Origin of the sequence: Neisseria perflava (assembly GCF_024170405.1) — a bacterium.
In the GTDB taxonomy this organism is placed as follows: Bacteria; Pseudomonadota; Gammaproteobacteria; order Burkholderiales; family Neisseriaceae; genus Neisseria; species Neisseria perflava_B.
On sequence record NZ_JALJYC010000022.1, the window covers coordinates 1 to 22306 of the forward strand.

Annotated in this window: 25 protein-coding genes; 18 read left to right on the top strand and 7 right to left on the bottom strand. The window is 51.2% G+C overall.

Going from position 1 to position 22306, the window contains the following annotated elements; translation table 11 throughout:
* Positions 1-337: 337 nt before the first annotated feature.
* The 3 genes from J2T37_RS08645 to J2T37_RS08655 all read right to left on the bottom strand — a co-directional run bounded on the left by J2T37_RS08645 (position 338) and on the right by J2T37_RS08655 (position 3372).
* Positions 338-1066 (bottom strand): hypothetical protein, encoded by a 729-nt coding sequence (locus tag J2T37_RS08645; RefSeq protein ID WP_253355196.1) that lies wholly within the window; start codon positions 1064-1066, stop codon positions 338-340.
* A 3-nt stretch (positions 1067-1069) separates the two neighbouring features.
* Positions 1070-3100 carry an excinuclease ABC subunit UvrB gene (uvrB, locus tag J2T37_RS08650; RefSeq protein ID WP_253355197.1) on the bottom strand — a complete coding sequence of 677 codons (2031 nt, stop codon included), beginning with the start codon at positions 3098-3100 and terminating at the stop codon, positions 1070-1072.
* An 83-nt stretch (positions 3101-3183) separates the two neighbouring features.
* The gene (locus J2T37_RS08655) at positions 3184-3372 is read right to left on the bottom strand and encodes a hypothetical protein (protein WP_253355198.1); all 189 of its coding nucleotides are present in this window, start codon (positions 3370-3372) and stop codon (positions 3184-3186) included.
* 25 nt (positions 3373-3397) lie between these two features.
* On the opposite strand from J2T37_RS08655, the gene aqpZ reads away from it, so the two are divergent.
* From aqpZ to J2T37_RS08670, 3 genes are all read left to right on the top strand, one after another.
* A complete protein-coding gene (aqpZ, locus tag J2T37_RS08660) occupies positions 3398-4093 on the top strand; it encodes an aquaporin Z (RefSeq protein ID WP_253355199.1) in 696 nt (231 codons plus the stop codon).
* A 174-nt stretch (positions 4094-4267) separates the two neighbouring features.
* Complete coding sequence (locus J2T37_RS08665) at positions 4268-4597, top strand: general secretion pathway protein GspG (protein ID WP_253355241.1); 330 nt, start codon at positions 4268-4270, stop codon at positions 4595-4597.
* The gene (locus J2T37_RS08670; RefSeq protein ID WP_253355200.1) at positions 4597-4962 is read left to right on the top strand and encodes an NF038104 family lipoprotein; all 366 of its coding nucleotides are present in this window, start codon (positions 4597-4599) and stop codon (positions 4960-4962) included. The genes J2T37_RS08665 and J2T37_RS08670 overlap by 1 nt, the downstream gene beginning before the upstream one ends.
* A 344-nt stretch (positions 4963-5306) precedes the next feature.
* Here the strand turns inward: J2T37_RS08670 and J2T37_RS08675 are convergent, their stop codons facing one another.
* Together J2T37_RS08675 and lon are read right to left on the bottom strand one after the other, a co-directional pair.
* Positions 5307-5576 carry an HU family DNA-binding protein gene (locus J2T37_RS08675; RefSeq protein ID WP_066078839.1) on the bottom strand — a complete coding sequence of 90 codons (270 nt, stop codon included), beginning with the start codon at positions 5574-5576 and terminating at the stop codon, positions 5307-5309.
* Positions 5577-5761: 185 nt separating this feature from the next.
* Positions 5762-8236, bottom strand: a complete 2475-nt coding sequence (gene lon, locus J2T37_RS08680) for an endopeptidase La (protein WP_253355201.1) — start codon at positions 8234-8236, stop codon at positions 5762-5764.
* 254 nt (positions 8237-8490) lie between these two features.
* On the opposite strand from lon, the gene J2T37_RS08685 reads away from it, so the two are divergent.
* The 9 genes from J2T37_RS08685 to corA all read left to right on the top strand — a co-directional run bounded on the left by J2T37_RS08685 (position 8491) and on the right by corA (position 15349).
* Complete coding sequence (locus J2T37_RS08685) at positions 8491-8766, top strand: HP0495 family protein (protein ID WP_253355202.1); 276 nt, start codon at positions 8491-8493, stop codon at positions 8764-8766.
* Positions 8766-9368, top strand: coding sequence for a lipoyl(octanoyl) transferase LipB (gene lipB / locus J2T37_RS08690; RefSeq protein ID WP_253355203.1), 603 nt, complete (start codon positions 8766-8768; stop codon positions 9366-9368). Before J2T37_RS08685 ends, lipB begins: the two co-directional genes overlap by 1 nt.
* A 28-nt stretch (positions 9369-9396) precedes the next feature.
* The gene (gene lipA, locus J2T37_RS08695) at positions 9397-10386 is read left to right on the top strand and encodes a lipoyl synthase (RefSeq protein ID WP_253355204.1); all 990 of its coding nucleotides are present in this window, start codon (positions 9397-9399) and stop codon (positions 10384-10386) included.
* Between the two features lie 146 nt (positions 10387-10532).
* On the top strand, positions 10533-11597 hold the full coding sequence (recA, locus tag J2T37_RS08700) for a recombinase RecA (RefSeq protein WP_253355205.1): 1065 nt from the start codon (positions 10533-10535) through the stop codon (positions 11595-11597).
* 170 nt (positions 11598-11767) lie between these two features.
* Positions 11768-12139: a 30S ribosome-binding factor RbfA gene (gene rbfA / locus J2T37_RS08705; RefSeq protein WP_253355206.1), complete on the top strand. Its 372-nt coding sequence runs from the start codon at positions 11768-11770 to the stop codon at positions 12137-12139.
* 74 nt (positions 12140-12213) lie between these two features.
* Positions 12214-13038 carry a hypothetical protein gene (locus J2T37_RS08710; protein WP_253355207.1) on the top strand — a complete coding sequence of 275 codons (825 nt, stop codon included), beginning with the start codon at positions 12214-12216 and terminating at the stop codon, positions 13036-13038.
* A 60-nt stretch (positions 13039-13098) separates the two neighbouring features.
* Positions 13099-13242 carry a hypothetical protein gene (locus tag J2T37_RS08715; RefSeq protein WP_253355208.1) on the top strand — a complete coding sequence of 48 codons (144 nt, stop codon included), beginning with the start codon at positions 13099-13101 and terminating at the stop codon, positions 13240-13242.
* 97 nt (positions 13243-13339) lie between these two features.
* Positions 13340-14257, top strand: a complete 918-nt coding sequence (truB, locus tag J2T37_RS08720) for a tRNA pseudouridine(55) synthase TruB (protein ID WP_253355209.1) — start codon at positions 13340-13342, stop codon at positions 14255-14257.
* Positions 14258-14275: 18 nt separating this feature from the next.
* Positions 14276-15349 (top strand): magnesium/cobalt transporter CorA, encoded by a 1074-nt coding sequence (gene corA, locus J2T37_RS08725; RefSeq protein ID WP_253355210.1) that lies wholly within the window; start codon positions 14276-14278, stop codon positions 15347-15349.
* A 69-nt stretch (positions 15350-15418) separates the two neighbouring features.
* On the opposite strand, the gene argB is transcribed toward corA, so the two are convergent.
* Positions 15419-16306: an acetylglutamate kinase gene (argB, locus tag J2T37_RS08730; protein ID WP_253355211.1), complete on the bottom strand. Its 888-nt coding sequence runs from the start codon at positions 16304-16306 to the stop codon at positions 15419-15421.
* A gap of 132 nt (positions 16307-16438) precedes the next feature.
* On the opposite strand from argB, the gene J2T37_RS08735 reads away from it, so the two are divergent.
* The 6 genes from J2T37_RS08735 to J2T37_RS08760 all read left to right on the top strand — a co-directional run bounded on the left by J2T37_RS08735 (position 16439) and on the right by J2T37_RS08760 (position 21561).
* On the top strand, positions 16439-17566 hold the full coding sequence (locus J2T37_RS08735) for a M14 family metallopeptidase (protein WP_253355212.1): 1128 nt from the start codon (positions 16439-16441) through the stop codon (positions 17564-17566).
* A 101-nt stretch (positions 17567-17667) separates the two neighbouring features.
* On the top strand, positions 17668-18105 hold the full coding sequence (locus tag J2T37_RS08740; RefSeq protein ID WP_253355213.1) for a hypothetical protein: 438 nt from the start codon (positions 17668-17670) through the stop codon (positions 18103-18105).
* Positions 18106-18274: 169 nt separating this feature from the next.
* Entirely contained in the window at positions 18275-19129 is an 855-nt protein-coding gene (gene lgt, locus J2T37_RS08745; RefSeq protein WP_253355214.1) for a prolipoprotein diacylglyceryl transferase, read from the top strand.
* A gap of 88 nt (positions 19130-19217) precedes the next feature.
* A complete protein-coding gene (locus tag J2T37_RS08750) occupies positions 19218-19883 on the top strand; it encodes an alpha/beta hydrolase (protein ID WP_253355215.1) in 666 nt (221 codons plus the stop codon).
* 86 nt (positions 19884-19969) lie between these two features.
* Entirely contained in the window at positions 19970-20932 is a 963-nt protein-coding gene (gene ttcA / locus J2T37_RS08755) for a tRNA 2-thiocytidine(32) synthetase TtcA (protein WP_253355216.1), read from the top strand.
* Positions 20933-21072: 140 nt separating this feature from the next.
* Complete coding sequence (locus J2T37_RS08760) at positions 21073-21561, top strand: DUF456 domain-containing protein (RefSeq protein ID WP_253355217.1); 489 nt, start codon at positions 21073-21075, stop codon at positions 21559-21561.
* A 75-nt stretch (positions 21562-21636) separates the two neighbouring features.
* On the opposite strand, the gene J2T37_RS08765 is transcribed toward J2T37_RS08760, so the two are convergent.
* Positions 21637-22299: a YecA family protein gene (locus J2T37_RS08765; RefSeq protein WP_253355218.1), complete on the bottom strand. Its 663-nt coding sequence runs from the start codon at positions 22297-22299 to the stop codon at positions 21637-21639.
* Between the last annotated feature and the right edge of the window lie 7 nt (positions 22300-22306).

Genomic DNA, 22306 nt, shown 5'->3' on the forward strand with positions numbered 1-22306 from the left:
GGGTAAGGGATTACCTGAAGTCAGACGGCCTGCAATGTGCATAATTAACCGTGTTTGATGTTACTGACCGACGGGTTGGCAACACAGTTGCTACAATGTGGTTTTACCGTGTGCAGGCTACGGCTTGCTGAAAGGATGTTTTCAGCGGCAGGTAGGGGTGTGCGATACGCACGCATGCGTTTTCCAATGTTTAGATTTCAGTCATTTCAAAGAAGTTTGCAGGAAAAATGAAGCCGTCTGAAAACACCGAGATTTTCAGACGACATAGATTGGGGAAAACGCGTGCGTGGCTACGCCACACACCCGACAAGTAGGCTACGTTTACTCTACAAGCAGACTACACTTGTTTCCAATATCTACTCCATTTTCTCTTCCTCATCTTGGCATTAATATCTCTAATTTCAGAATTTTGCCACTTATGAACAACAATACGGAAAGCCTTTCTATCAAAAGATGGGTTATAACTCTTCTCTTTGTGCTGTTCTTTAATAAAATCTTCAAGCTTCCTATAATCTTTTGAAAAATCACCATTTCTTATAAGCCAGTAAGTATCTTCATCAAGCATATTTAAGATAATAGCCTCTGAAGCAATTTGCCTAGATATAATTATTTTGTTTAAATAATTGACACCATCAACATACTCTTGAACTTCTTCTTTATTTTTGAAGCCAAAAACCCTATTTTCATTATTATTTTTGTATGCTAAAAATGAATCTTTAGATGCAAATGCTTTAATATATCCGATAGAATTTTCTAAATTATGAAGCCAGTGCCTAGCCTTTATTAATTCATTATCATTATTCTCCATATTAATGTATTCGAGAGTGAATTGCTTTTTAGATATATCGGCTTGCTTTTTTGATATATAAACCGCAAAAATTGAAACGAAGAATGATAACAGTGAAATGATAATAGCCATATCTATCCCTGAGTTATTAATATAATTATTAACTTTTAAAATTAAACCAATTATCTGCTCCTTGAGTAAAAAATATGAATTATTCAAATAAGCATGGATAAAATACATAACATCATTATTAAAAATATTAGAATGAAAATCATTCATAAATTACTCACTCCCAAACAACAACCCTTCCTTAATCCCCCGAATTTTATCACGAAGTACAGCCGCCTCTTCAAACTGCAAATCCCTAGCCGCTTGCTGCATGGCTTTTTCCAGTTTGGCGATTTCTTTGAGCGCGTCGTTTTCATTGCGAATTTCGCCGACTTTTACGCCTTTGCCCTTGCCTTTTTTGCCTTTGCCGCTGCTACTGTCTTCGTGATACACGCCGTCAATGATGTCTTTGACCTGCTTTTTAATCTGCTGCGGCACAATGCCGTGTTCTTCGTTGAAGCGGATTTGTTTTTCGCGGCGGCGTTCGGTTTCGTCGATGGCGGCTTTCATCGAGTCGGTAATTTTGTCGGCATATAAAATGGCAACACCGTGTACATTACGCGCGGCGCGGCCTATGGTTTGAATCAGACTGCGGTGGCTGCGCAAAAAGCCTTCTTTGTCGGCGTCGAGTATGGCAACCAGCGACACTTCGGGAATGTCCAAGCCTTCGCGCAACAGGTTAATGCCGACCAATACGTCAAACAGCCCCAAGCGTAAATCACGGATGATTTCCACGCGCTCGACGGTGTCGATGTCGCTGTGCAGATAGCGCACTTTTACGCCCAGCTCGCTGTAATAATCGGTGAGCTGCTCGGCCATGCGCTTGGTCAGCGTGGTAACGAGTACACGCTCGTTTTTGGCGATACGCTCGTTGATTTCGCTTAATAAATCATCCACTTGGGTGGCGACGGGGCGGATGATGATTTCGGGATCAACCAATCCGGTCGGGCGCACCACCTGCTCGACCACCTGCCCCGCGTGTTCGGCTTCGTATTTGGCGGGAGTGGCGGATACGAAGATGGTTTGCGGCATGATTTTTTCAAACTCGGGGAATTTGAGCGGGCGGTTATCTCGGGCGGAGGGCAGGCGGAAGCCGTAATCGACCAGATTCTGTTTGCGCGAGGCGTCGCCTTTATACATCGCGCCGATTTGCGACACGGTTACGTGGCTCTCATCGATAAACATAATGGCGTTATCCGGCAGATAATCCATCAGCGTGGGCGGCGGTTCGCCTTCTTTTTTGCCGGAGAAGTGGCGCGAGTAGTTTTCAATGCCTTTGCAGAAGCCCATTTCGTAGAGCATTTCGAGGTCAAAACGGGTGCGCTGCTCGATACGCTGCTGCTCTACGGGACGGTTTTCTTTGGCGAAAAATTCGATGCGTTGGCGCAATTCTTCTTTAATCGAATCACAGGCGCGCAACACGGTTTCACGCGGGGTTACATAATGGCTGGACGGGAACACGGTAAAGCGTCCCACCCGCTGCGATACCGCGCCGGTCAGCGGGTCGAACAAATCCAAGCGGTCGATTTCATCGTCAAACAGACTGATTCTTAAAGCCAAATCGGAGCTTTCGGCGGGATACACGTCAATCACATCGCCGCGCACGCGGAACGAGCCGCGCTTGAAATCCATCTCGCCACGGTCATACTGCATGGAGACGAGTACGGAAATAATGTCGCGCTGGTCGATTTGGTCGCCCTCTTTTACCGACAATACCATCTGCTTGTATTCGGTCGGGTCGCCGATACCGTAAATAGCGGATACGGTGGCGACGATAATCACATCATTGCGCGTCATCAGATTTTTGGTGGCGGAAAGGCGCATTTGCTCGATGTGCTCATTAATCGCGGAGTCTTTTTCAATAAACAAATCGCGGCTGGGTACATACGCTTCGGGCTGGTAGTAATCATAATAAGACACGAAATATTCCACGGCGTTTTCCGGGAAAAACTCACGCATTTCGGCGTAGAGCTGGGCGGCAAGGGTTTTGTTGTGCGCCATAATAATGGCAGGGCGGCCGCTTTGGGCGATGACGTTGGCCATGGTGTAAGTTTTGCCAGAGCCGGTGACACCGAGCAGGGTTTGATAGGCCAGGCCGTCTGAAAGCCCTTCCAATAAGCCGCTAATGGCCGTCGGCTGGTCGCCTGCGGGCGGAAAGGGTTGATGGAGTTTGAAGGGGGAATCGGGATATTGGATGATTTGCATTTTTCAGACGGCCTAAGTATTGATTTATGGAAATAATGGAATATATGGTAGCAGTGCGCATGATTTAAAGGCCGTCTGAAAATCTAATGGGCTTTTGCAGCTGCTTTTTCTACAAACCGAAAACCTCTTTTTATTTCAATAAGCTGCTTTTCAAAAAAATGACAAACGGCGCAAATGGCTGTCACGCTGTTTTGTGAATCGCTGAAAAATAAGGTAAATCCGTTCGCCAGCACCCTTGAAATGTAATTATCATTTGCGCCGATGGTAACCACCTTCCCTCCTCAGAAAGGAAAACAAATGAAAAAATATTTTGCTGAATTTTTCGGCACATTCTGGCTGGTGCTGGGCGGCTGCGGTAGCGCGGTGTTGGCAGCGGCTATCCCCGACTTGGGTATCGGCTATGCCGGCGTTGCGCTGGCGTTTGGTCTGACCGTATTGACTATGGCTTTTGCCGTGGGTCATATTTCAGGCGGCCACTTTAACCCTGCCGTATCCGTAGGTCTGTTTGTCGGCGGCCGTTTCAACGGTAAAGATTTGCTGCCGTACATCATCGCTCAAGTAATTGGCGCTATCTGTGCAGCCGGTGTACTGTATGTGATTGCTTCCGGTCATGCCGGTTTTGACGCTGCCGCTTCCGGCTTCGCCAGCAACGGTTTCGGCGAACATTCTCCCAACGGCTACGACATGATGTCTGCGCTGGTGATTGAAGTGGTATTGACTGCCTTCTTCCTGATTATCATCATGGGCGCCACCAGCAAACGCGCTCCGGCCGGTTTTGCGCCGATTGCCATCGGTTTGGCTCTGACCCTGATCCACTTGATTTCTATTCCGGTAACCAATACTTCGGTTAACCCGGCTCGTTCTACCGGTGTTGCTTTGTTCCAAGGCGGCTGGGCGATTGAACAACTGTGGCTGTTCTGGGTAGCTCCGATTATCGGCGGCGCGATTGGCGCAGCGATTTACCGCTTTGTTTTGGGTAACGACGAAGAATAATTTTACGGGACGATGTTCTTATGGCTGCGATAAAAAGGCTTGTCGAAGTATGCTGACCTTGCAGCCGGGTGGTTATCGGAAATACAGCCGCATATCTCTGCGGCTGTATTTTTTTATTTCCGTTTTTCAGACGGCCTATTACAATAGCGGCCTACTATGACACGAAAGAAAAATATGCAGATTTTACCGTTTCAAGCAGAAATCGCCGAACGTATGCTGGTGAATACTGAAAACGAAAGCATCCACCCCGATGCGCACTTTATCCAAACCGCCAACGGCTACTGGCTGGCCTGGCACGACGGCACAGCAGCCCTGCTCGCGCCTGATACGCCGCCCGATATTCCCTGCTTCTGGGTCGAAGGCGCAACCGATTTAGATGAATTGGTTGCCTTGGTCGCAAACGGCGAATTCGACGAAACCGAAGAATTTGACGGCGACGATGATGCCTGGCAGCAAGCCGCCGCCGGTTGCGGTCATCACGGTCATTGCGGGTGTGAACACTGATGAAAATACAGCATTTAATCCTACCGCTGATGATGTGTATCAGCTTGAGCGGTTGCGTGGTCGCAGCCGTGGCCGATTTAGCGGCGACAACCGTCGTAACCGCCGGTAAAGTAGCGGTAAAAGGTACGGGCGCATTGGTACGGGCGGCGATTCCCGACGGCGATGACGACGAGAAAAAAGACAAAAAGAAAAAACGTAAAGACAAGCAGGAAGGAAATACTGCCCAGTCTTCCGCAGTGGCAACGCCGGTGCAGCAGCAATATCCTTATGCGGCGACACCAACTTCTACGCAAGATACGAGCGCGGCGGCATATGGTACGGACAGCAGCCAAAGCGTTAGCTATCCGGTTTATCAGCAGTATTGAAAATAACGGGCTATAGTAGAATCACTAAAAAAACAAACTGAGTAGATTGGGATGAAATCCCAACGGAAGTTCGAACAAATGCTAGGTTTACAACCCAAGCTACGCGGTGCTTATGGTTTGGTTTTTAACTCATTCTACTATAGCCACCAAGGCACTTACTGGCATATACAGGTGGCTGAGCGCCTTATCATTATCGTAATAGAGAAAGAAAGTGCGAGGCCGTCTGAAATTAGATATTTATTATTTTCAGACGGCCTCACGCTGTTTTGCTGTTCTAATCAAAATAAAAAAACCGAATCTCAAACAAGATTCGGTTTTTTCATCGTATCAGCGTCAGCCGAAAATTACAGCGCGTCTTTCAAAGCTTTGCCGGCGCGGAATTTCGGGGTTTTCGCCGCAGCGATGGTCAGCGGCTCGCCGGTTTTCGGGTTGCGGCCTTGACGTTCGGCACGTTCGCCAACGTAGAAAGTACCGAAGCCGACCAGAGTTACAGTGTCGCCTTTTTTCAGGGCTTCGGTTACCGCGTTGGTGGTTGCGTCCAGTGCTTTTTGGGCAGCCGCTTTAGAAATACCTGCTTCTTGAGCAATCGCTTCGATTAATTCAGACTTGTTCACAATCAGTCCCTTCCTATCGTTGAAAAATATTGAACGTCCCGAGTATTCGGGCTTTTCGCACTTTTCGGTGCCTGCGTGCTTTATAGCAATTCTGAATTTGCCGTGTCAAGAGAAAAAACGCGCAATCGCCCGATTTTACAGGCTTTCGGGCGAAAACCGCGTTTTTGCAACACATTTTGACCCAATCAGTGTTTCGTTGCCTTGGCTCTTGACGGTTTGGCTTTCGGGCTTTTCAGCGCCGCCTCAGGCACAACTTCAGGGGCGACAATCGGCGCCTGCCACGGCTCAGGCTGGCTTTCCAAACCCAAGGCCAAGACTTCGTCTATCCATTTGACCGGATGGATGGTCAAGCCGGTTTTGACATTTTCCGGAATTTCGTCCAAATCTTTGACATTGTCTTTCGGAATCAAAACATGCTTGATACCGCCGCGCAGCGCCGCCAGCAGTTTTTCTTTCAAACCACCAATGGGCAACACTTCGCCGCGCAGGGTAATTTCGCCGGTCATGGCAACATCGGCGCGTACCGGAATTTTGGTAAAGGCCGATACAATCGCCAAAGTCATGGCAATACCCGCGCTCGGGCCGTCCTTCGGCGTTGCTCCTTCCGGCACATGCACATGGATGTCTTTTTTCTCGTAGAAATCCGGTGCCAAGCCGACCGATTCGGCGCGTGAACGCACCACCGACCAAGCCGCCGATACCGACTCCTTCATCACATCGCCCAACTGACCGGTGCTCTGAATCAGACCTTTGCCCGGCAAGGCCACGGCTTCGATGGTTAAGAGTTCGCCGCCGACCTCCGTCCACGCCAAGCCGGTCACTTGGCCGATACGGTTTTCGCTCTCGGCCACGCCGTAATCGAAGCGGCGCACGCCCAAGTATTCATGCAGGTTGTCTGCATTAACTTTGATGGCTTTCGGTTTGGCCGTTTTCGCGGTTTTGGCTTTGGACGCTTTTTTCTGGTCTTCGGCCAAAGTGACTTTCATCACCACTTTGCGGCAGATTTTGGCAATCTCACGATCCAGCGAACGCACGCCTGCTTCGCGGGTATAGTAACGGATGATGTCGCGCACCGCGCTCTCTTCCACCACCAGTTCGCCCTCTTTCACGCCGTTACGTTTCATCTGTTTGGGCACGAGATACTGCATGGCAATATTGATTTTTTCGTCTTCGGTATAACCCGACAGGCGGATAATCTCCATACGGTCGAGCAAGGCAGAAGGAATGTTCAGGCTGTTGGATGTCGCGATAAACATCACGTCGCTCAAGTCATAATCCACTTCCGCATAGTGGTCAGCAAATTTGTTGTTTTGCTCGGGATCAAGCACTTCCAACAAGGCCGCCGCCGGATCGCCACGGAAATCGTTGCCCAGCTTGTCGATTTCATCAAGCAGGAAGAGCGGGTTTTTCACGCCGGCTTTAATCATGTTTTGCAGGATTTTGCCCGGCATAGAGCCGATATAGGTACGGCGGTGACCGCGAATTTCGCTTTCATCGCGCACGCCCCCCAAAGCCATGCGCACGTATTGGCGGCCGGTAGCTTTGGCAATGGATTCGCCCAACGAGGTTTTACCTACCCCCGGCGGGCCGACCAAGCAGAGAATCGAGCCTTTGAGCTTGTCCATGCGTTTTTGCACGGCGAGGTATTCCAAAATACGCTCTTTGACTTTTTCCAAGCCATAGTGATCGGCGTTCAACACCAAATCGGCTCTGGCAATGTCTTTGCTGACGCGGGATTTTTTCTTCCACGGCAAATCCAGCAAGGTGTCGATATAATTGCGCACCACGGTGGATTCGGCCGACATCGGCGGCATCATTTTCAGCTTTTTCAATTCGGAGAGGGATTTTTCTTCCGCCTCTTTGCTCATGCCCGCTGCTTTGATTTTCGCTTCCAGCGCGTCCAATTCGCCCTGCTCGTCTTCTTCGCCCAGCTCTTTCTGAATCGCTTTGACCTGCTCGTTTAAATAATACTCGCGTTGCGATTTTTCCATCTGGCGTTTCACACGACCACGGATGCGTTTTTCCACCTGCATGATGTCCAACTCGGCTTCCAGTTGGCCGAGCAGAAATTCCATGCGTTCGGCAGCGCCGGCGGTTTCCAAAATCTGCTGGCGCTGCTCCAATTTGAGCTGCAAATGGGCGGCAATGGTGTCCACCAAGCGGGCATTGTCTTCAATGCCGCTGATGGTGCTGACCACTTCAGCCGGAATTTTTTTGTTGAGCTTGGCATATTGCTCAAACTGCGACAGCAAGGTGCGGCGCAGGGCTTCGGTATCGGGATTGCCCTCGCCGTTGTCTTCGCGGATGGCTTCGATGTGTACTAAAAACAGCTCGCCGGTATCTTCAACGGTCAAAGCGCGGGCGCGGCGTAAGCCTTCCACCAATACTTTTACCGTACCGTCGGGCAGTTTCAATACTTGCAACACTTGCGCCACAGTACCGGTTTTGTGCAAATCGGCAGCGGTCGGCTCTTCGGTATTCGGATTTTGCTGCGCCAGCAAAAACACAGGCTCGTCGTGCGCCATCGCTGCTTCCAAAGCGGCAATGGATTTCGGGCGGCCAACAAAAAGCGGCAGCACCATGTGCGGGTAAACCACCACATCGCGCAAGGGCAGGGTGGCCAATGCAGCGTATTCCTCAAAATGTTTGTCTTGTGACATATACTAATCCCTATGGGTAAATCGGGTTTTAAACTGAATTAACGCCTAGGTTGGGCTGAAGACGGCGATTTCAAGACTTGAAAAAGCGCTTTCCCATGCCTATTTGTCTGACAGCTTTTCTCAATCATGCAAACGGCAGAATGCCACAAGCTGCGTTGTTTGCGTTAGAATACCTGTTAATGATTCAGGCCGTCTGAAAATCCATTTCGTAACAGATTGTTTTCAGACGGCCTTTAGAACGAGGATAATGATTTATGACTACGGATGCCGAAAAAACCACCTTAATCGAATTCCCCTGCACCTTTCCCTTAAAAGTGATGGGTGCCGTTCATCCCGAATTTGAAAGCGCCATTTTGGAAGCCGTGCGCCAACATGCGCCGGATACCGAATCGCACCACATCACCACCCGTCCCAGCAGCAAAGGCAATTATGTCAGCGCAACCATTTTGGTAAACGTGGATAATCAGGAGCAACTCGACAATATCTACCGCGCCCTGACTTCTCACGAACTGGTCAAAGTGGTGCTGTAATGAAGATTCTGAACAAAGGCATGGCAGACTACCTGCCGACCTTCGAGGCCATGAAAGCCTTTAATGCCGCCCGCCATGCTGATACCGAAGACGAATTGTGGGTGGTGGAACACCCGCCCGTGTTTACACAAGGTTTGGCGGGAAAACCCGAGCATTTATTGATTCGCGACGATATTCCGGTGGTGCAAATCGACCGTGGCGGCCAAATTACCTATCACGGCCCGGGTCAGCTGGTGGTTTATACCATGATTGACTTCAAACGCCGCAAGCAGTCGGTGCGCCACATCGTTTCCGCTTTGGAAAACAGCATTATCGCCACGCTTGCCGAATACGGCATTGATTCCGCCGCCGACCCCAAACGCCCCGGCGTTTATGTCGCCGGACGCAAAATCGCCTCGCTCGGTCTGCGCATTAAAAACGGCTCGGTTTATCACGGCCTGGCCTTAAACGTGAACATGGATTTAACCCCGTTTACCCACATCAACCCGTGCGGTTACGCCGGTTTGGAAATGACGCAAATCGCCGACTTGGTGCAACCCTGCCCCGATTTGGCGGAAGTAGCCGGCAAACTGACCGCCCACCTCACGCAACAGCTCGCATAGACCCGCATAGAAAAGAAAGCACACCCCAATGAGTGAAATTAAAGTTGACGACCCCAAACGCGGCGTAAAATTAAAAGGCGCTGACAAAACCGCACGCATTCCGATTAAAATCGTGCCTTTGGAAGAAAAATTAAAAAAACCTTCCTGGATTCGCGCCAAACTGCCTTCGCGCAAATTCTTTGAAATCAAAGATATCCTGCGCGAACAAAAAATGCACACCGTTTGCGAAGAAGCATCCTGCCCGAATATCGGAGAATGTTTCAGCAAGGGTACCGCCACCTTTATGATTATGGGCGACATCTGCACCCGCCGCTGCCCGTTCTGCGACGTGGGACACGGCCGTCCCAACCTGCTCGACCCCGATGAGCCGAAACACTTGGCCGAATCCGTAGCCGCCATGAATCTGCGCTATGTCGTGATTACTTCGGTTGACCGCGATGATTTGCGCGACGGCGGTGCGCAACACTTTGCCGATTGTATCAATGCCATCCGCGAGCGCAGCCCGAACACCAAAATCGAAATCTTGGTGCCCGATTTCCGCGGTCGTCTCGACATCGCCTTGAAAATTTTGGCCGATAATCCGCCCGATGTAATGAACCACAACCTCGAAACCCACCCCAGCCTGTATAAAAAAGCGCGCCCGGGTGCCAATTACCAGCATTCTTTAGATTTGCTGCGCCGCTACAAAGAAATGATGCCTCACATCCCGACCAAGTCCGGCATTATGGTGGGTTTGGGCGAAAGCGATGAAGATGTGCGCGAAATCATGCGCGATATGCGTGCCAACAACATCGAGATGATTACCATCGGCCAATATCTGCAACCTTCAGACGGCCACCTGCCTGTGTTGCGCTACGTTACACCGGATCAATTCAAAGCGTTTGAAAAAGAAGCCTACGAAATGGGCTTTACCAACGCCGCCATCGGCGCGATGGTTCGCTCCAGCTACCACGCCGACGAGCAAGCCGCCGAAGCCCTGCGCGAAAGCCACGGCAGCGGCGGTTGTGGCCACCACTAATCTTTTGTTTTTCAAAATTTTCAGACGACCTGTATCAGAATTTATACAGGCCGTCTGAAATAAAATCAAAATAAACTATACTTTTTCTTAATTTGTGCGATAATAGCTAAGAAATTATTTAGCACTCTTGATACGAAAGCACCATTATGGCTGAAGACAAAAACAAATCCGAAGACAAAAGCAAAGCCCTTGCCGCCGCCTTAGCCCAAATCGAAAAAAACTTTGGTAAAGGCTCGATTATGAAAATGGACGGCAGCCAGAAAGAAGACAATCTGGAAGTCATCTCCACCGGTTCGCTCGGCTTGGATTTGGCTTTGGGTGTCGGCGGTCTGCCGCGCGGTCGTGTTGTCGAAATTTTCGGCCCGGAGTCTTCCGGCAAAACCACCCTCTGCTTGGAAGCCATTGCCCAATGCCAGAAAAACGGCGGCGTGTGCGCCTTTATCGACGCGGAACACGCCTTCGATCCGATTTACGCGCGCAAATTGGGCGTAAAAGTAGAAGAGCTGTATCTGTCGCAACCGGATACCGGCGAACAGGCTTTGGAAATCTGCGACACGCTGGTACGCAGCGGCGGCATGGATATGGTGGTGGTCGATTCCGTCGCGGCCTTGGTGCCGAAAGCTGAAATCGAAGGCGAAATGGGCGACAGCCATGTCGGTTTGCAAGCCCGCCTGATGAGCCAAGCGCTGCGCAAGCTGACCGGCCACATCAAGCGCACCAACACGCTGGTGGTCTTCATCAACCAAATCCGCATGAAAATCGGCGTGATGTTCGGCAGCCCCGAAACCACCACCGGCGGTAACGCGCTGAAATTCTACGCTTCCGTGCGCCTCGACATCCGCCGTACCGGCCAGATTAAAAAAGGCGACGATGTTATCGGTAACGAAACCCGCGTCAAAGTCATCAAAAACAAAGTCGCGCCGCCGTTCCGCCAAGCTGAATTCGACATCCTTTACGGCGAAGGCATTAGCTGGGAAGGCGAACTCATCGACATCGGCGTAAAATACGACATCGTCGAAAAATCCGGCGCATGGTACAGCTACAACGGCGCGAAAATCGGCCAAGGTAAAGACAACGTGCGCATTTGGCTGAAAGAAAACCCGGAAGTGGCCGATGAAATCGACCGCAAAATCCGTGAAGCTGTCGGCGTAAATATCGAAATCACCGAAGGCAAGCTGGACGAAACCGACGGCGAGCAGCCGGAGGAATAAACCACACTCGGCAAACAGGCATTTGTCTGAAACGCCTAAACCGTAAGGCCGTCTGAAAAGCAGTCATCATCCTGTTTTTCAGACGGCCTTTAAGCGTCAAATATCAGCTATAATAGCTCTTATCCAATGATTCAGGCTGTCTGAACGCAACGACAGAAAAAGGAAACACCATGAGAAAACCCCAACGCGGCTATGCCCGCCAAGACCGTGTCAAAGAACAAATCATGCGCGAGCTGGCCGAGCTGGTGCGCACCTGCCTAAAAGACCCCCGCGCCGGATTCATCACCATTAACGAAGTGGAAGTGACCCGCGATTACAGCCATGCCACCGTGTTTTATACCGTATTAAACGACAACACCCGCGAAGTGACCGAAGAAGCGCTTGAACACGCCAAAGGCCACTTGCGCAGCGAGCTGGCCAAACGCATCAAGCTTTTCAAAACCCCCGAACTGCATTTCAAATACGACGAATCGCTGGAACGCGGCATGAGCATTTCCAGCCTAATCGACCAAGTGGCAGCGGAAAAACCGGTAGAAGATTAAGCCTCTGGCCGTCTGAAAAGAACATCTTCGGACGGCCTTGGTAAATATATTTCAAAAAAGAATAGAGAGAAACGATGAAAAAACAAATATTGGCTACTATATTTGCACTGGCATTGACAAGCACTCAAGCCGAGCCTTTAAAATTTGCGTGGCAACAGCACCATGCCCAAGTGACCGAAAGCGGTAATAACGGTCAATTTGAAGTCAAGGCTCACTATTCTATCGGATTGGAAAAACAACCTGACGGGAATTTTCTTCTCAGTCAATCCGAGCGCCAAATCATTAGCTTTAACAACCAAGCACCCAGTAAAGCAATAACGGAAATGTGGCAAAAAGTGCAGCCGCCAAGTCCGAAAATCATTATCGACAAACAAGGTTTGCCCGTAGATATTGCCGATTGGAGTAGCTATTACGATGATATGTTGCAACGGATGGGTACACAGTCTTCTTCTAAGATGAACAATCAGCAAATCTCGTTATTGATAAAAGAAAAAGCCATGCAAGAACCGTGGTGCTATTGGGTTTGTTCTTTTGTGGATCAAGATCCCAAGCAGCTGCCCGCACCGCAAACCGAAATAGACACAATCAGCGGCATACCTTTCATCCGTAGTTCAGAATACCGCCTAATCAAACAAAACAAAAATGAGGCAACGATACGTTACACTGTCCAGCTTAAGCTGGATGAGAAAAATCTCATCGGTAAGAATCTGTTCGGTATGAAGCTCACGGAAAAAAAACGTTCAGAATGGCAGCCGACAGTAGCAAGGGCAGAAAAAAATGTCGAAGTGACCACTACACTGGATATACGCACCATGCAGCCTACCGATGTCAGCGTTGTTGAAAATCTACCCAATGGCAAAATCAATAAACGCCGTTATCAATTTAGATGGTTGCAATAACCTCGTAGGACAGACAGATAACGCGTTGCCCGCAGCATCTGTCCCGGTTGCGAGTACCCCTTGGATTATACGATGCCGGATATGGATTACTGCCCGCATTGCCGTTTGCAGCTTTTTAAAACCTGTACCGGCTGCAACACCCGCAAAAGCGCATTCAACCGCTATTGCTACCGTTGCGGCACGGCTGACGAACAGCAATCCTGATTGCGGCCTGAAAATATACAGCTCTATACAACCATGCCTGCACTCTTTTTCTTAACGAAAATCCCTCCCAAAATTCATTTTCCTGACCTTAACCCGTATGACTGCCAAACCCGCCAAACGCGCCGTTAACGGCGTGCTGCTGCTCGACAAGCCGCTTAACCTTTCCAGCAATACTGCGTTGCAAAAAGCGCGCCGTCTCTACCGCGCCGAAAAAGCGGGGCATACCGGCGTGCTCGACCCGCTGGCCACCGGCTTGCTGCCGGTGTGTTTCGGCGAAGCCACCAAGTTTGCGCAATATCTTTTGGATGCCGACAAAGCCTACACCGCCACGCTGAAATTGGGCGAAGCCAGCAGCACCGGCGATGCGGAAGGGGAAATCATCGCCACCGCCCGCGCGGATATTTCCCTCGATGAATTTCAGACGGCCTGCGCCGCACTGACCGGCGACATCCGTCAAGTGCCGCCCATGTTTTCCGCCTTGAAGCATGAGGGCAACCCGCTGTATGAATATGCGCGGCAGGGAATCGTGATTGAGCGCAAACCGCGCGACATTACGATTTATTCGATTGAGATTCAGGAATTTGACGCGCCCAAAGCCGTAATAGACGTGCGTTGCAGCAAGGGTACTTATATCCGCACCCTAAGCGAAGACATTGCCAAACACATGGGCACATTTGCCCATCTGACCGCGCTGCGCCGCACCGAAACTGCCGGTTTTCATATCGGCCAAACATATACTTTGGAGGCATTGGAAGCCTTGAGCGAAGCGGAGCGCGACGCGGTGCTGCTGCCGTGCGACGTATTGGTACGCCATTTGCCTGAGATTACCTTGAACGATAAAGCCGTGGCCATGCTGAAATTCGGCCAACGCCCGCAGTTCGCAGAAAACATCTCTGCCGATACACCCATCCGCGTTTATACGCAAAACGGCGAATTTGTCGGCTTGGTGCAATACCAAAAAGACATCGGCCGTCTGAAAGCGCTGCGCCTGATGAATACGGCGCAGCAGGCCTAAACGGGATACAGGATACGCATGGACACCATACCGACAGCCGACACCGATACCTTAAGCTTAAGTGCCGAACAGAGCGTGCCGCGCAGCAATGTCAGCAATGCGCCCAAAGCCGCCGTCCACCAGACGCTGTATTCGGCTGACGGTTGCGCGCAGTATGATTATCCGGTGCAGAAAAAGCAGCTGCCACCGATTGCCGCCGCCGGCGAAGGACAGACCAACTGGCTGCACTTTGTCGGTATCAACGATTGCGACCTGCTCAAGCAGACGCTCGCGCCCTTCGGCATTCACGAATTGGTGGTAGAAGACATCCTCAGCCGCAAGCAGCGCCCGAAAATCGAGGATTACGGCACTTATGTGTTTATCGCCGCGCAGGTGTATCACTATGGTGCGCAGAAGCTACATTCGGATCAGGTTTATCTGATTATCGGCAAGAATTTTGTGTTGTCATTTCAGCAAAAACCGCTGGGCTTATTCAGCCGTTTCCGCGAAACCATTTCCTGCAATCCGCACCAGCTTTGGCAGAAAAACACCGCATTTTTGGCCTATTGCCTGCTCGACCGCATTGTTGACGATTATTTTGTCGTCGCCAACGAATACGGCAACCGCGTGGAAGCCATCGACAAGGCTTTGTTTAAGCAAAACAACGATGACATTCTCGGCCGTATCCACTTGCTCAAGCGCGATGCCGTGCGCCTGCGCCGCTCGCTGACGCCGATGAAAGATATTTTCTACCGTTTGGCCGAGCGCAACGAATTTGCCATTTTCAGCGGCGAACCGGCAGTCTATCTGCGCGATGTGTATGACCACAGCCTGCAATTAATCGAATCGCTGGACGCGGCGTGGGATATGGTTGTCGGCATGATGGATGTGTATCTGTCGTTCCAATCCAACCGCATGAACCAGCAAATGCGCGTGTTGACCGTCATCACTATTCTGTTTATGCCGCTGACGCTGATTACCGGCATTTACGGCATGAATTTTGAAAACATGCCCGAATTGCATTGGCATTACGGCTATTTTATGGTGCTGGGCATAATGGCGCTGATTATTGTAGTGTTGTTGGTGTTTTTTTATCGGCGCAAATGGCTGTGAATACCAGTATTCAAAAAAGGCCGTCTGAATTCAGACGGCCTCTTATTATTTCAACGCAGATAGCAGGCTTCAATCCTGCCCCAAAATCATCGAACCAATACCAGAATCGGTAAAGATTTCCAACAGCAGCGCGTTGGGCACGCGGCCGTCGATGATGTGGGTGGCTTTCACTCCGTTGACTGCGGCTTCGACCGCACTGCTGATTTTCGGCAGCATACCGCCGTAAAGCGTACCATCGGCGACCAATTCATCAATGCGGCTCGGGGTCAGGTTGGTCAGCAGCTTACCTTCTTTATCCATTACACCGGTAATGTTGGTCATCATCAGCAGTTTTTCGGCGTTCAGCTCTTCCGCCAGCTTGCCCGCCACCAAATCGGCGTTGATATTGAACGCTTCCCCGTTGCGGCCGACGCCGATGGGCGCGACCACGGGAATCTGGCCGTTGGCGATAATGCCTTGAATCAGCGAGGTATCAATGCTTTCCACCACACCGACTTGGCCGATGTCCACGCCGTTGCGCTCGGGAGTGTTGATGTAAAGTTTTTTCGCTTTGATGAAATGCGCATCGCGGCCGGTTACGCCCACTGCTTTGCCACCGTGGGTGTTAATCATCGAGACGATTTCCTTATTGACATGACCGCCCAGCACCATTTCGACAATATCCATGGTTTCGCCGTCGGTTACGCGCATGCCTTGTACAAACGTGCCTTCTTTGCCGACTTTGTTCAACATCTCATTAATCTGCGGGCCGCCGCCGTGCACAATCACGGGATTAATCCCCACCAGCTTGAGCAAAACCACGTCTTTGGCAAAACCTTCTTTCAAAGCCGGTTCGGTCATGGCGTTGCCGCCGTATTTGATGACAATGGTGCAGCCGGAAAAGCGGCGGATATACGGTAGGGCTTCAGAGAGTATCGCCGCTTTGTCGGCGGGTGTGATGTGCTGGAGGTCGCTCATGGTGGGCTTTCGCTGGAAGTTGGAAGATTTTTGGAATCTTAATACTAAAGGCCGTCTGAAACAAGCGCGGTTGGGTTATTTGCCCGAATTGGTATAAAATACCGCTTTCCCCGTTCTTTACAGGACATCTCCATGAAAATCAGCACCCAATTTGATGCCGGCTCGGTGATTGTCAAAGACCTGAGCGACCCCGCCAATATCCGCCTCGCCTTGCGCCCGGATAATGCCTCCGATTTCGCGCAATGGTTTTACTTCCGACTGCAAGGCGCGGCTTATCAGAATTGCGTGATGCATTTTGAAAACGCCGCCGAATCCGCCTATCCCGACGGCTGGACGGATTATTCCGCCTGCGCCTCTTACGACCGGCAAAACTGGTTCCGCGTGCCCACCGAATACGAAAACGGCGTATTGACCATCAACCATACGCCGCTCTCCAACAGCGTGTATTACGCCTATTTCGAGCCCTATTCCCACGAGCAACATTTGAATCTTTTAGGCGACGCGCAAGGCAGCGGCCTGTGTCAGATTGACGATTTGGGCAGTACCGTCCAAGGCCGCGACATCAATCTTTTAACCATCGGCAACCAAGTGGAAAGCGATTTGAAGGTTTGGGTGATTGCACGCCAGCATCCGGGCGAGACCATGGCCGAATGGTTTATCGAAGGCTTCTTAGGCCGCCTGCTCGACCCGCAAGACCCGACCGCGCGCGCCCTGCTCGACCGCGCCACGTTTTACATCGTGCCGAATATGAACCCCGACGGCTCCGTATTGGGCAATCTGCGCACCAATGCCGCCGGCGCCAACCTTAACCGCAAATGGGTCAGCCCGAGCATGGAACGCAGCCCGGAAGTATTTGTCGTGCGCGAAAAAATGCGCGAAACCGGCGTGGATTTGTTCCTCGACATTCATGGCGACGAAGGTCTGCCTTATGTTTTCTTGGCCGGTACCGAAGGCATTCCTGCCTACAACGGGCGCATTGCCGCGCTGGAAGCTGAATTTAAAGCCGCCTTCCTCGCCGCCAGCCCCGATTTCCAAGACGAATACGGCTATCCAAAAGACGCACCCGGCCAAGCCAATATGACTTTGGCGACCAACTGGGTCGGTCAGGAATTCGGCTGCTTGGCCTACACGCTGGAAATGCCGTTTAAAGACAACCACAACCTGCCCGACGACGATTTCGGCTGGAACGGCCAACGCTCGCTGCGTTTGGGCGAAGCGATGTTGTCGGCGGTATGGAATGTATCGGGCAGCTTGCGTTAAGCCGGTTTGTCTTTTATTCAATTGCTTGTTGGGTCAAGACCCAACCTACCGCATGCCGTCTGAAAATACGTTTTTCAGACGGCCTGACTGCCGGAGGAATAATGGCGTTACTGACCCGTGAAGAAACCTTGGCATTAGGAGCAAGGATGGAGCATGAGTCCGCCGGAATGGATGATGATGCCCTGTTGCCGTATCTGTTGGACGTATGGGATAAATTACCCGAGCCAAAACAAGACAACCCAGAGCAAATCGCCAACTGGATTATCGACATCATTTGCGATATTTACCAAAAAGATGGACGTTTTGCCGAAGTAAAAATATGGGCATTACGCGGCTTGGAAAACGATACTGCCCAAATGGACGGTTCTTACGAATATGCCCAAGCCGGCTTAGTGTGCTATGAATTGGGCGAATACGATGAAGCTTACCGCTATTTTGATGAAGCCTACCGACGCGGCGCATACCGTGGCGCTTTTCAGGAATACGATAAAAAATATTGGCAGTTTTACAAAATGCGCAAGGCCGAAACAACCCGCTAACCTGTTGTTGGGTCAAGACCCAACCTACCCGACTGATTGCCGAAAGTTTGTAAGGTGGGCAGCTTGTTGCCTACCGGTCAAAGCCGTTTCAAGGCCGGCCGATGTACCGTCCAATCTCGTGGGCAACGAGTTGCCCACCCTACACCGTTAATAAGGAATCTCCTCTATCATGATAATCCATCCGCAGTTTGACCCGATTGCCCTCAGCCTCGGGCCGCTGGCTATCCGCTGGTATGCCTTGAGCTATATCGTCGGCTTTATCCTATTTATCTGGCTCGGCCGCCGCCGCATTGCGCAGGGCAATACCGTGTTTACCAAAGAAATGCTGGATGACTTCCTCACTTGGGGCATTTTCGGCGTGATTATCGGCGGGCGTTTGGGCTATGTTTTGTTTTACAAGCTGTCCGACTATTTGGCCGATCCGGTGTCGATTTTCAAAGTTTGGGAAGGCGGCATGTCGTTCCACGGCGGTTTTTTGGGCGTGGTCGTGGCGATGTGGCTGTTCTCGAAAAAACACCACATCAGCACCTTGAAAACCATGGATTTCGTCGCCCCGCTGGTGCCGCTGGGCTTGGCTTCAGGCCGTATCGGTAATTTTATCAACGGCGAATTGTGGGGACGCGTGACCGACATCAACGCTTTTTGGGCGATGGGCTTTCCGCAGGCGCATTATGAAGATGTGGAAGCGGCGGCGCACAATCCACTGTGGGGGCAATGGCTGGCGCAATACGGCATGCTGCCGCGCCATCCGTCGCAGCTTTACCAATTCGCGCTGGAAGGCGTGTGCTTGTTTATTTTGGTGTGGACGTTTTCCAAAAAGCCGCGCCCGACCGGGCAAGTGGCCTCGCTGTTTCTCGGCGGCTACGGTTTCTTCCGCTTTATCGCCGAATTTGCCCGCCAACCGGATGATTATTTAGGTCTGCTGACCTTGGGCTTATCGATGGGTCAGTGGCTGAGCCTGCCGATGGTGGTATTGGGCGCGATTGGTTTTGTCTATTTCGGCAAGAAAAACCGTTTGAACTGATGTTGTTTTCATACACCATGCAACCGTAAGGCCGTCTGAAAATATCCTTATTTTCAGACGGCCTCTTAGAGTTTAAGAAACCGCTACCATGCAAAAACACACTTCAACCATTGACGGCAAAACCATTGCCGTTTACCGCCCTGAGCAAACCGATTTGCCGCTGCTGCTGACCTTTCTTTCCCCACAGGAATCCGATGATTTTGCTGCTTTATTAAACGGCAAAGCCGTTTTGGTTTCAATTGACGAACCGCAATGGGAACACGCTTTTACGCCGTGGCCGGCACCTGCCGCGTTTAAAAAAGCACCTGATTTCAGCGGCGGCGCAGATGAGTATCTGAACTGGCTGGTGCGTAAGGTATTGCCCGAAATCGTGCAAACCCATGCCCTGCAACCTTTATGGTACGGATTGGCCGGTTATTCGTTGGGCGGACTGTTTGCGGCCTATGCTGCCTATCAAAATACACCATTCAGCCGCTTTGCTTCCGTTTCCGGTTCGCTGTGGTTTGACGGTTGGGCGGATTTTATCGCTGCTAACCGCTTGCCAGCGCTGCCGCACGCTGCTTATTTTTCCGTCGGCGACACGGAAAAAAACAGCAAAAATCCGCGCATGGCGGTGGTAGAAACCCATACCGTTGCCACACAGCAAAACTGGCAGGCGCAAGGCGTTAACTGCTGCTTTGAATTCAATCGGGGCGGACATTTTCAAGATGTGGCGCAAAGAATAGCGAAAGCGGCGGATTATCTGTTGTCCTGATTCGTCCGCCAAATTTCAGACGGCCTCTCCCCGCATTTTCCGGTACAATACCGCCTTAAATTTTTTAGCTTTCCACTTTCCGCATTATGTCCAAAAAAACCAAACAAGAATTAGAAAACAACAAACTGAGCAAACGCCTGCGCCATGCCGTCGGCGACGCGATTAACGATTTCAATATGATTGAGCCGGGCGACAAGATTATGGTCTGCTTGTCGGGCGGCAAAGACAGCTACGCGCTCTTAGACATCCTGCGCCAGTTGCAGGCCAGCGCACCGATTGATTTTGACTTGGTTGCCGTCAACCTCGACCAAAAGCAGCCCGGCTTCCCCGAGCATGTATTACCCGAATACCTGCAAAGCATAGGTGTGGACTATAAAATCGTCGAAGAAGACACCTATTCCACCGTCAAGCGCGTATTGGAAGAAGGCAAAACCACCTGCTCGCTGTGCAGCCGCCTGCGCCGGGGTATTCTCTACCGCACGGCCAAAGAATTGGGCTGCACCAAAATCGCCCTCGGCCACCACCGCGACGATATTCTGGCGACCATGTTCCTCAACATGTTTTACGGCGGCAAACTCAAAGCAATGCCGCCCAAGCTGGTTTCCGACAATGGCGAACACATCGTCATCCGCCCGCTGGCCTATGTCAAAGAAAAAGACCTTATCCGCTATGCCGAGCTGAAACAGTTTCCGATTATCCCGTGCAACCTGTGCGGCTCGCAGCCCAACCTGCAACGCCAAGTCATCGGCGACATGCTGCGCGATTGGGACAAACGCTTCCCCGGCCGTATCGAATCCATGTTCTCCGCCCTGCGCAACGTCGTGCCCTCGCATTTGGCCGATACCGAGCTCTTCGACTTCGCCGGCCTGCAACGCGGCCAAAGCCTGAAACACGGCGGCGACTTGGCCTTTGACAGCGAACCTGTACCCGAGCGTTTTTCAAACGGCAGCGAAGACGATGACGAATCTGAAATCAAAATCGACAGCAAGCCCGAGCGCAAAGTCATCAATATCTTAGCCAGCAAACCGAAAAGCAGTTGCGGCGCATAGGTTGAAAGAAAAAAATCCGGGGTTTACTCGGATTTTTGTTTCTTTGCACAAGAGGCGGTTGCAGAAACGCCAAGCTGCCACCATCATGCCTTGCAGACGACATTTAGGCCATCTGAAAATCTTTCACATAAGGACAACCCATGACCGCCATCCTCATCATTCTCGGCCTGATTGCCCTCATTGTCGGCATACTCGGCACAATTTACCCCGCCATTCCCGGCCTCGGCCTGATGTTCGGCGGTGCCTGGCTGATTGCCTATTCCGGCGATTACCAAGTATTCGGCAGCACCACCCTGATTTTTCTGGGCATCGTCGCCGCCATCGGCATGGCGATGGACTATGTGGCCGGTATGCTCGGCGCAAAATACACCGGCGCGGATAAGCTGGCCGTTTGGGGTGCGTTTATCGGCGGCATTTGCGCCGCATTTTTCTCCCTGCCCGGTTTGCTGTTTGGCCCGATGATAGGCGCGGGTATCGGCGAATTTATTACGCGCAAAGACATGTGGCAGGCGGGCAAAGTCAGCATGGGCACGCTTATCGGCTTTATCATCGGCACTGTCGCCAAAATTGGCTGCGCATTGACGATAGTGCTGACGTTGTTAACCGTATGGGTGGTTCATCTGTTCTGATACTTAGCAAATCAAAGGCCGTCTGAAAACATTTTCAGTTTTCAGACGGCCTTTGATTGGTTCATAAACTAAGCCTTAATGTTTACCGCAGCAAGCCTTGTATTTATTGCCGCTGCCACATGGACACGGATCGTTGCGGCCGACTTTCTTACCCTCGCGGCGCACGGTTTGCGGCTTATTGATAATGGCCTGCCAGTAACAGTAAATATCCAGCAAGACATGCGGCAAATCCGATTCGAGCTGTACCAGCTCTTTATCGGTCAGCTGCAAAATCACTTCGCCGTTTTCCTCTTCATCGTAAATGCCGCCCAAAGCCATAATCGGGTAGAACAAATCTTCAAACTCATCTTGCCCCACCGCCTCAAACCAATCCGTCGGCACAACATCCAGCGCATACAGATAGGCGTTACACCAAGTGTACACATCGGGATTGCCCGCTTCGTCTTCATACAGCCATAAATCCGGCAGCGTTTTTTCATTCAGCTTGATACGCATATCGGCAGCCAGCGCCATCACCAAGCGCTCGATTTCGCTCCGCTCGGTCGCGTCAAACAGCGCTTCATCGCCCAATACTTCGGGCAGCCATTCCTGCGGATTAAGCGCGTCGGGGCCGGATAACAACGCCAGCGTAAAAGCCTGCACTTCATCGCAGCGCATGGTATTGTGTTCGTTTGATTTCTCATCCAGCAGCGCCATCAGACGTTGGCGGGCGGCTGTGTCAAAAACGGGAAGTTGCATAATCGTT

Excerpts from the sequence above, each read along its gene's own strand:
- lgt (WP_253355214.1), top strand. The coding sequence starts at position 18,275 with ATGATAATCCATCCGCAGTTTGACCCGATTGCCCTCAGCCTCGGGCCG.
- J2T37_RS08645 (WP_253355196.1), bottom strand. The coding sequence starts at position 1,066 with ATGAATGATTTTCATTCTAATATTTTTAATAATGATGTTATGTATTTT.
- truB (WP_253355209.1), top strand. The coding sequence starts at position 13,340 with ATGACTGCCAAACCCGCCAAACGCGCCGTTAACGGCGTGCTGCTGCTC.
- uvrB (WP_253355197.1), bottom strand. The coding sequence starts at position 3,100 with ATGCAAATCATCCAATATCCCGATTCCCCCTTCAAACTCCATCAACCC.
- aqpZ (WP_253355199.1), top strand. The coding sequence starts at position 3,398 with ATGAAAAAATATTTTGCTGAATTTTTCGGCACATTCTGGCTGGTGCTG.
- J2T37_RS08750 (WP_253355215.1), top strand. The coding sequence starts at position 19,218 with ATGCAAAAACACACTTCAACCATTGACGGCAAAACCATTGCCGTTTAC.
- J2T37_RS08710 (WP_253355207.1), top strand. The coding sequence starts at position 12,214 with ATGAAAAAACAAATATTGGCTACTATATTTGCACTGGCATTGACAAGC.
- J2T37_RS08670 (WP_253355200.1), top strand. The coding sequence starts at position 4,597 with ATGAAAATACAGCATTTAATCCTACCGCTGATGATGTGTATCAGCTTG.
- argB (WP_253355211.1), bottom strand. The coding sequence starts at position 16,306 with ATGAGCGACCTCCAGCACATCACACCCGCCGACAAAGCGGCGATACTC.
- J2T37_RS08740 (WP_253355213.1), top strand. The coding sequence starts at position 17,668 with ATGGCGTTACTGACCCGTGAAGAAACCTTGGCATTAGGAGCAAGGATG.
- corA (WP_253355210.1), top strand. The coding sequence starts at position 14,276 with ATGGACACCATACCGACAGCCGACACCGATACCTTAAGCTTAAGTGCC.
- J2T37_RS08760 (WP_253355217.1), top strand. The coding sequence starts at position 21,073 with ATGACCGCCATCCTCATCATTCTCGGCCTGATTGCCCTCATTGTCGGC.
- J2T37_RS08685 (WP_253355202.1), top strand. The coding sequence starts at position 8,491 with ATGACTACGGATGCCGAAAAAACCACCTTAATCGAATTCCCCTGCACC.
- lon (WP_253355201.1), bottom strand. The coding sequence starts at position 8,236 with ATGTCACAAGACAAACATTTTGAGGAATACGCTGCATTGGCCACCCTG.
- J2T37_RS08665 (WP_253355241.1), top strand. The coding sequence starts at position 4,268 with ATGCAGATTTTACCGTTTCAAGCAGAAATCGCCGAACGTATGCTGGTG.
- lipA (WP_253355204.1), top strand. The coding sequence starts at position 9,397 with ATGAGTGAAATTAAAGTTGACGACCCCAAACGCGGCGTAAAATTAAAA.
- J2T37_RS08735 (WP_253355212.1), top strand. The coding sequence starts at position 16,439 with ATGAAAATCAGCACCCAATTTGATGCCGGCTCGGTGATTGTCAAAGAC.
- J2T37_RS08765 (WP_253355218.1), bottom strand. The coding sequence starts at position 22,299 with ATGCAACTTCCCGTTTTTGACACAGCCGCCCGCCAACGTCTGATGGCG.
- ttcA (WP_253355216.1), top strand. The coding sequence starts at position 19,970 with ATGTCCAAAAAAACCAAACAAGAATTAGAAAACAACAAACTGAGCAAA.
- lipB (WP_253355203.1), top strand. The coding sequence starts at position 8,766 with ATGAAGATTCTGAACAAAGGCATGGCAGACTACCTGCCGACCTTCGAG.
- rbfA (WP_253355206.1), top strand. The coding sequence starts at position 11,768 with ATGAGAAAACCCCAACGCGGCTATGCCCGCCAAGACCGTGTCAAAGAA.
- recA (WP_253355205.1), top strand. The coding sequence starts at position 10,533 with ATGGCTGAAGACAAAAACAAATCCGAAGACAAAAGCAAAGCCCTTGCC.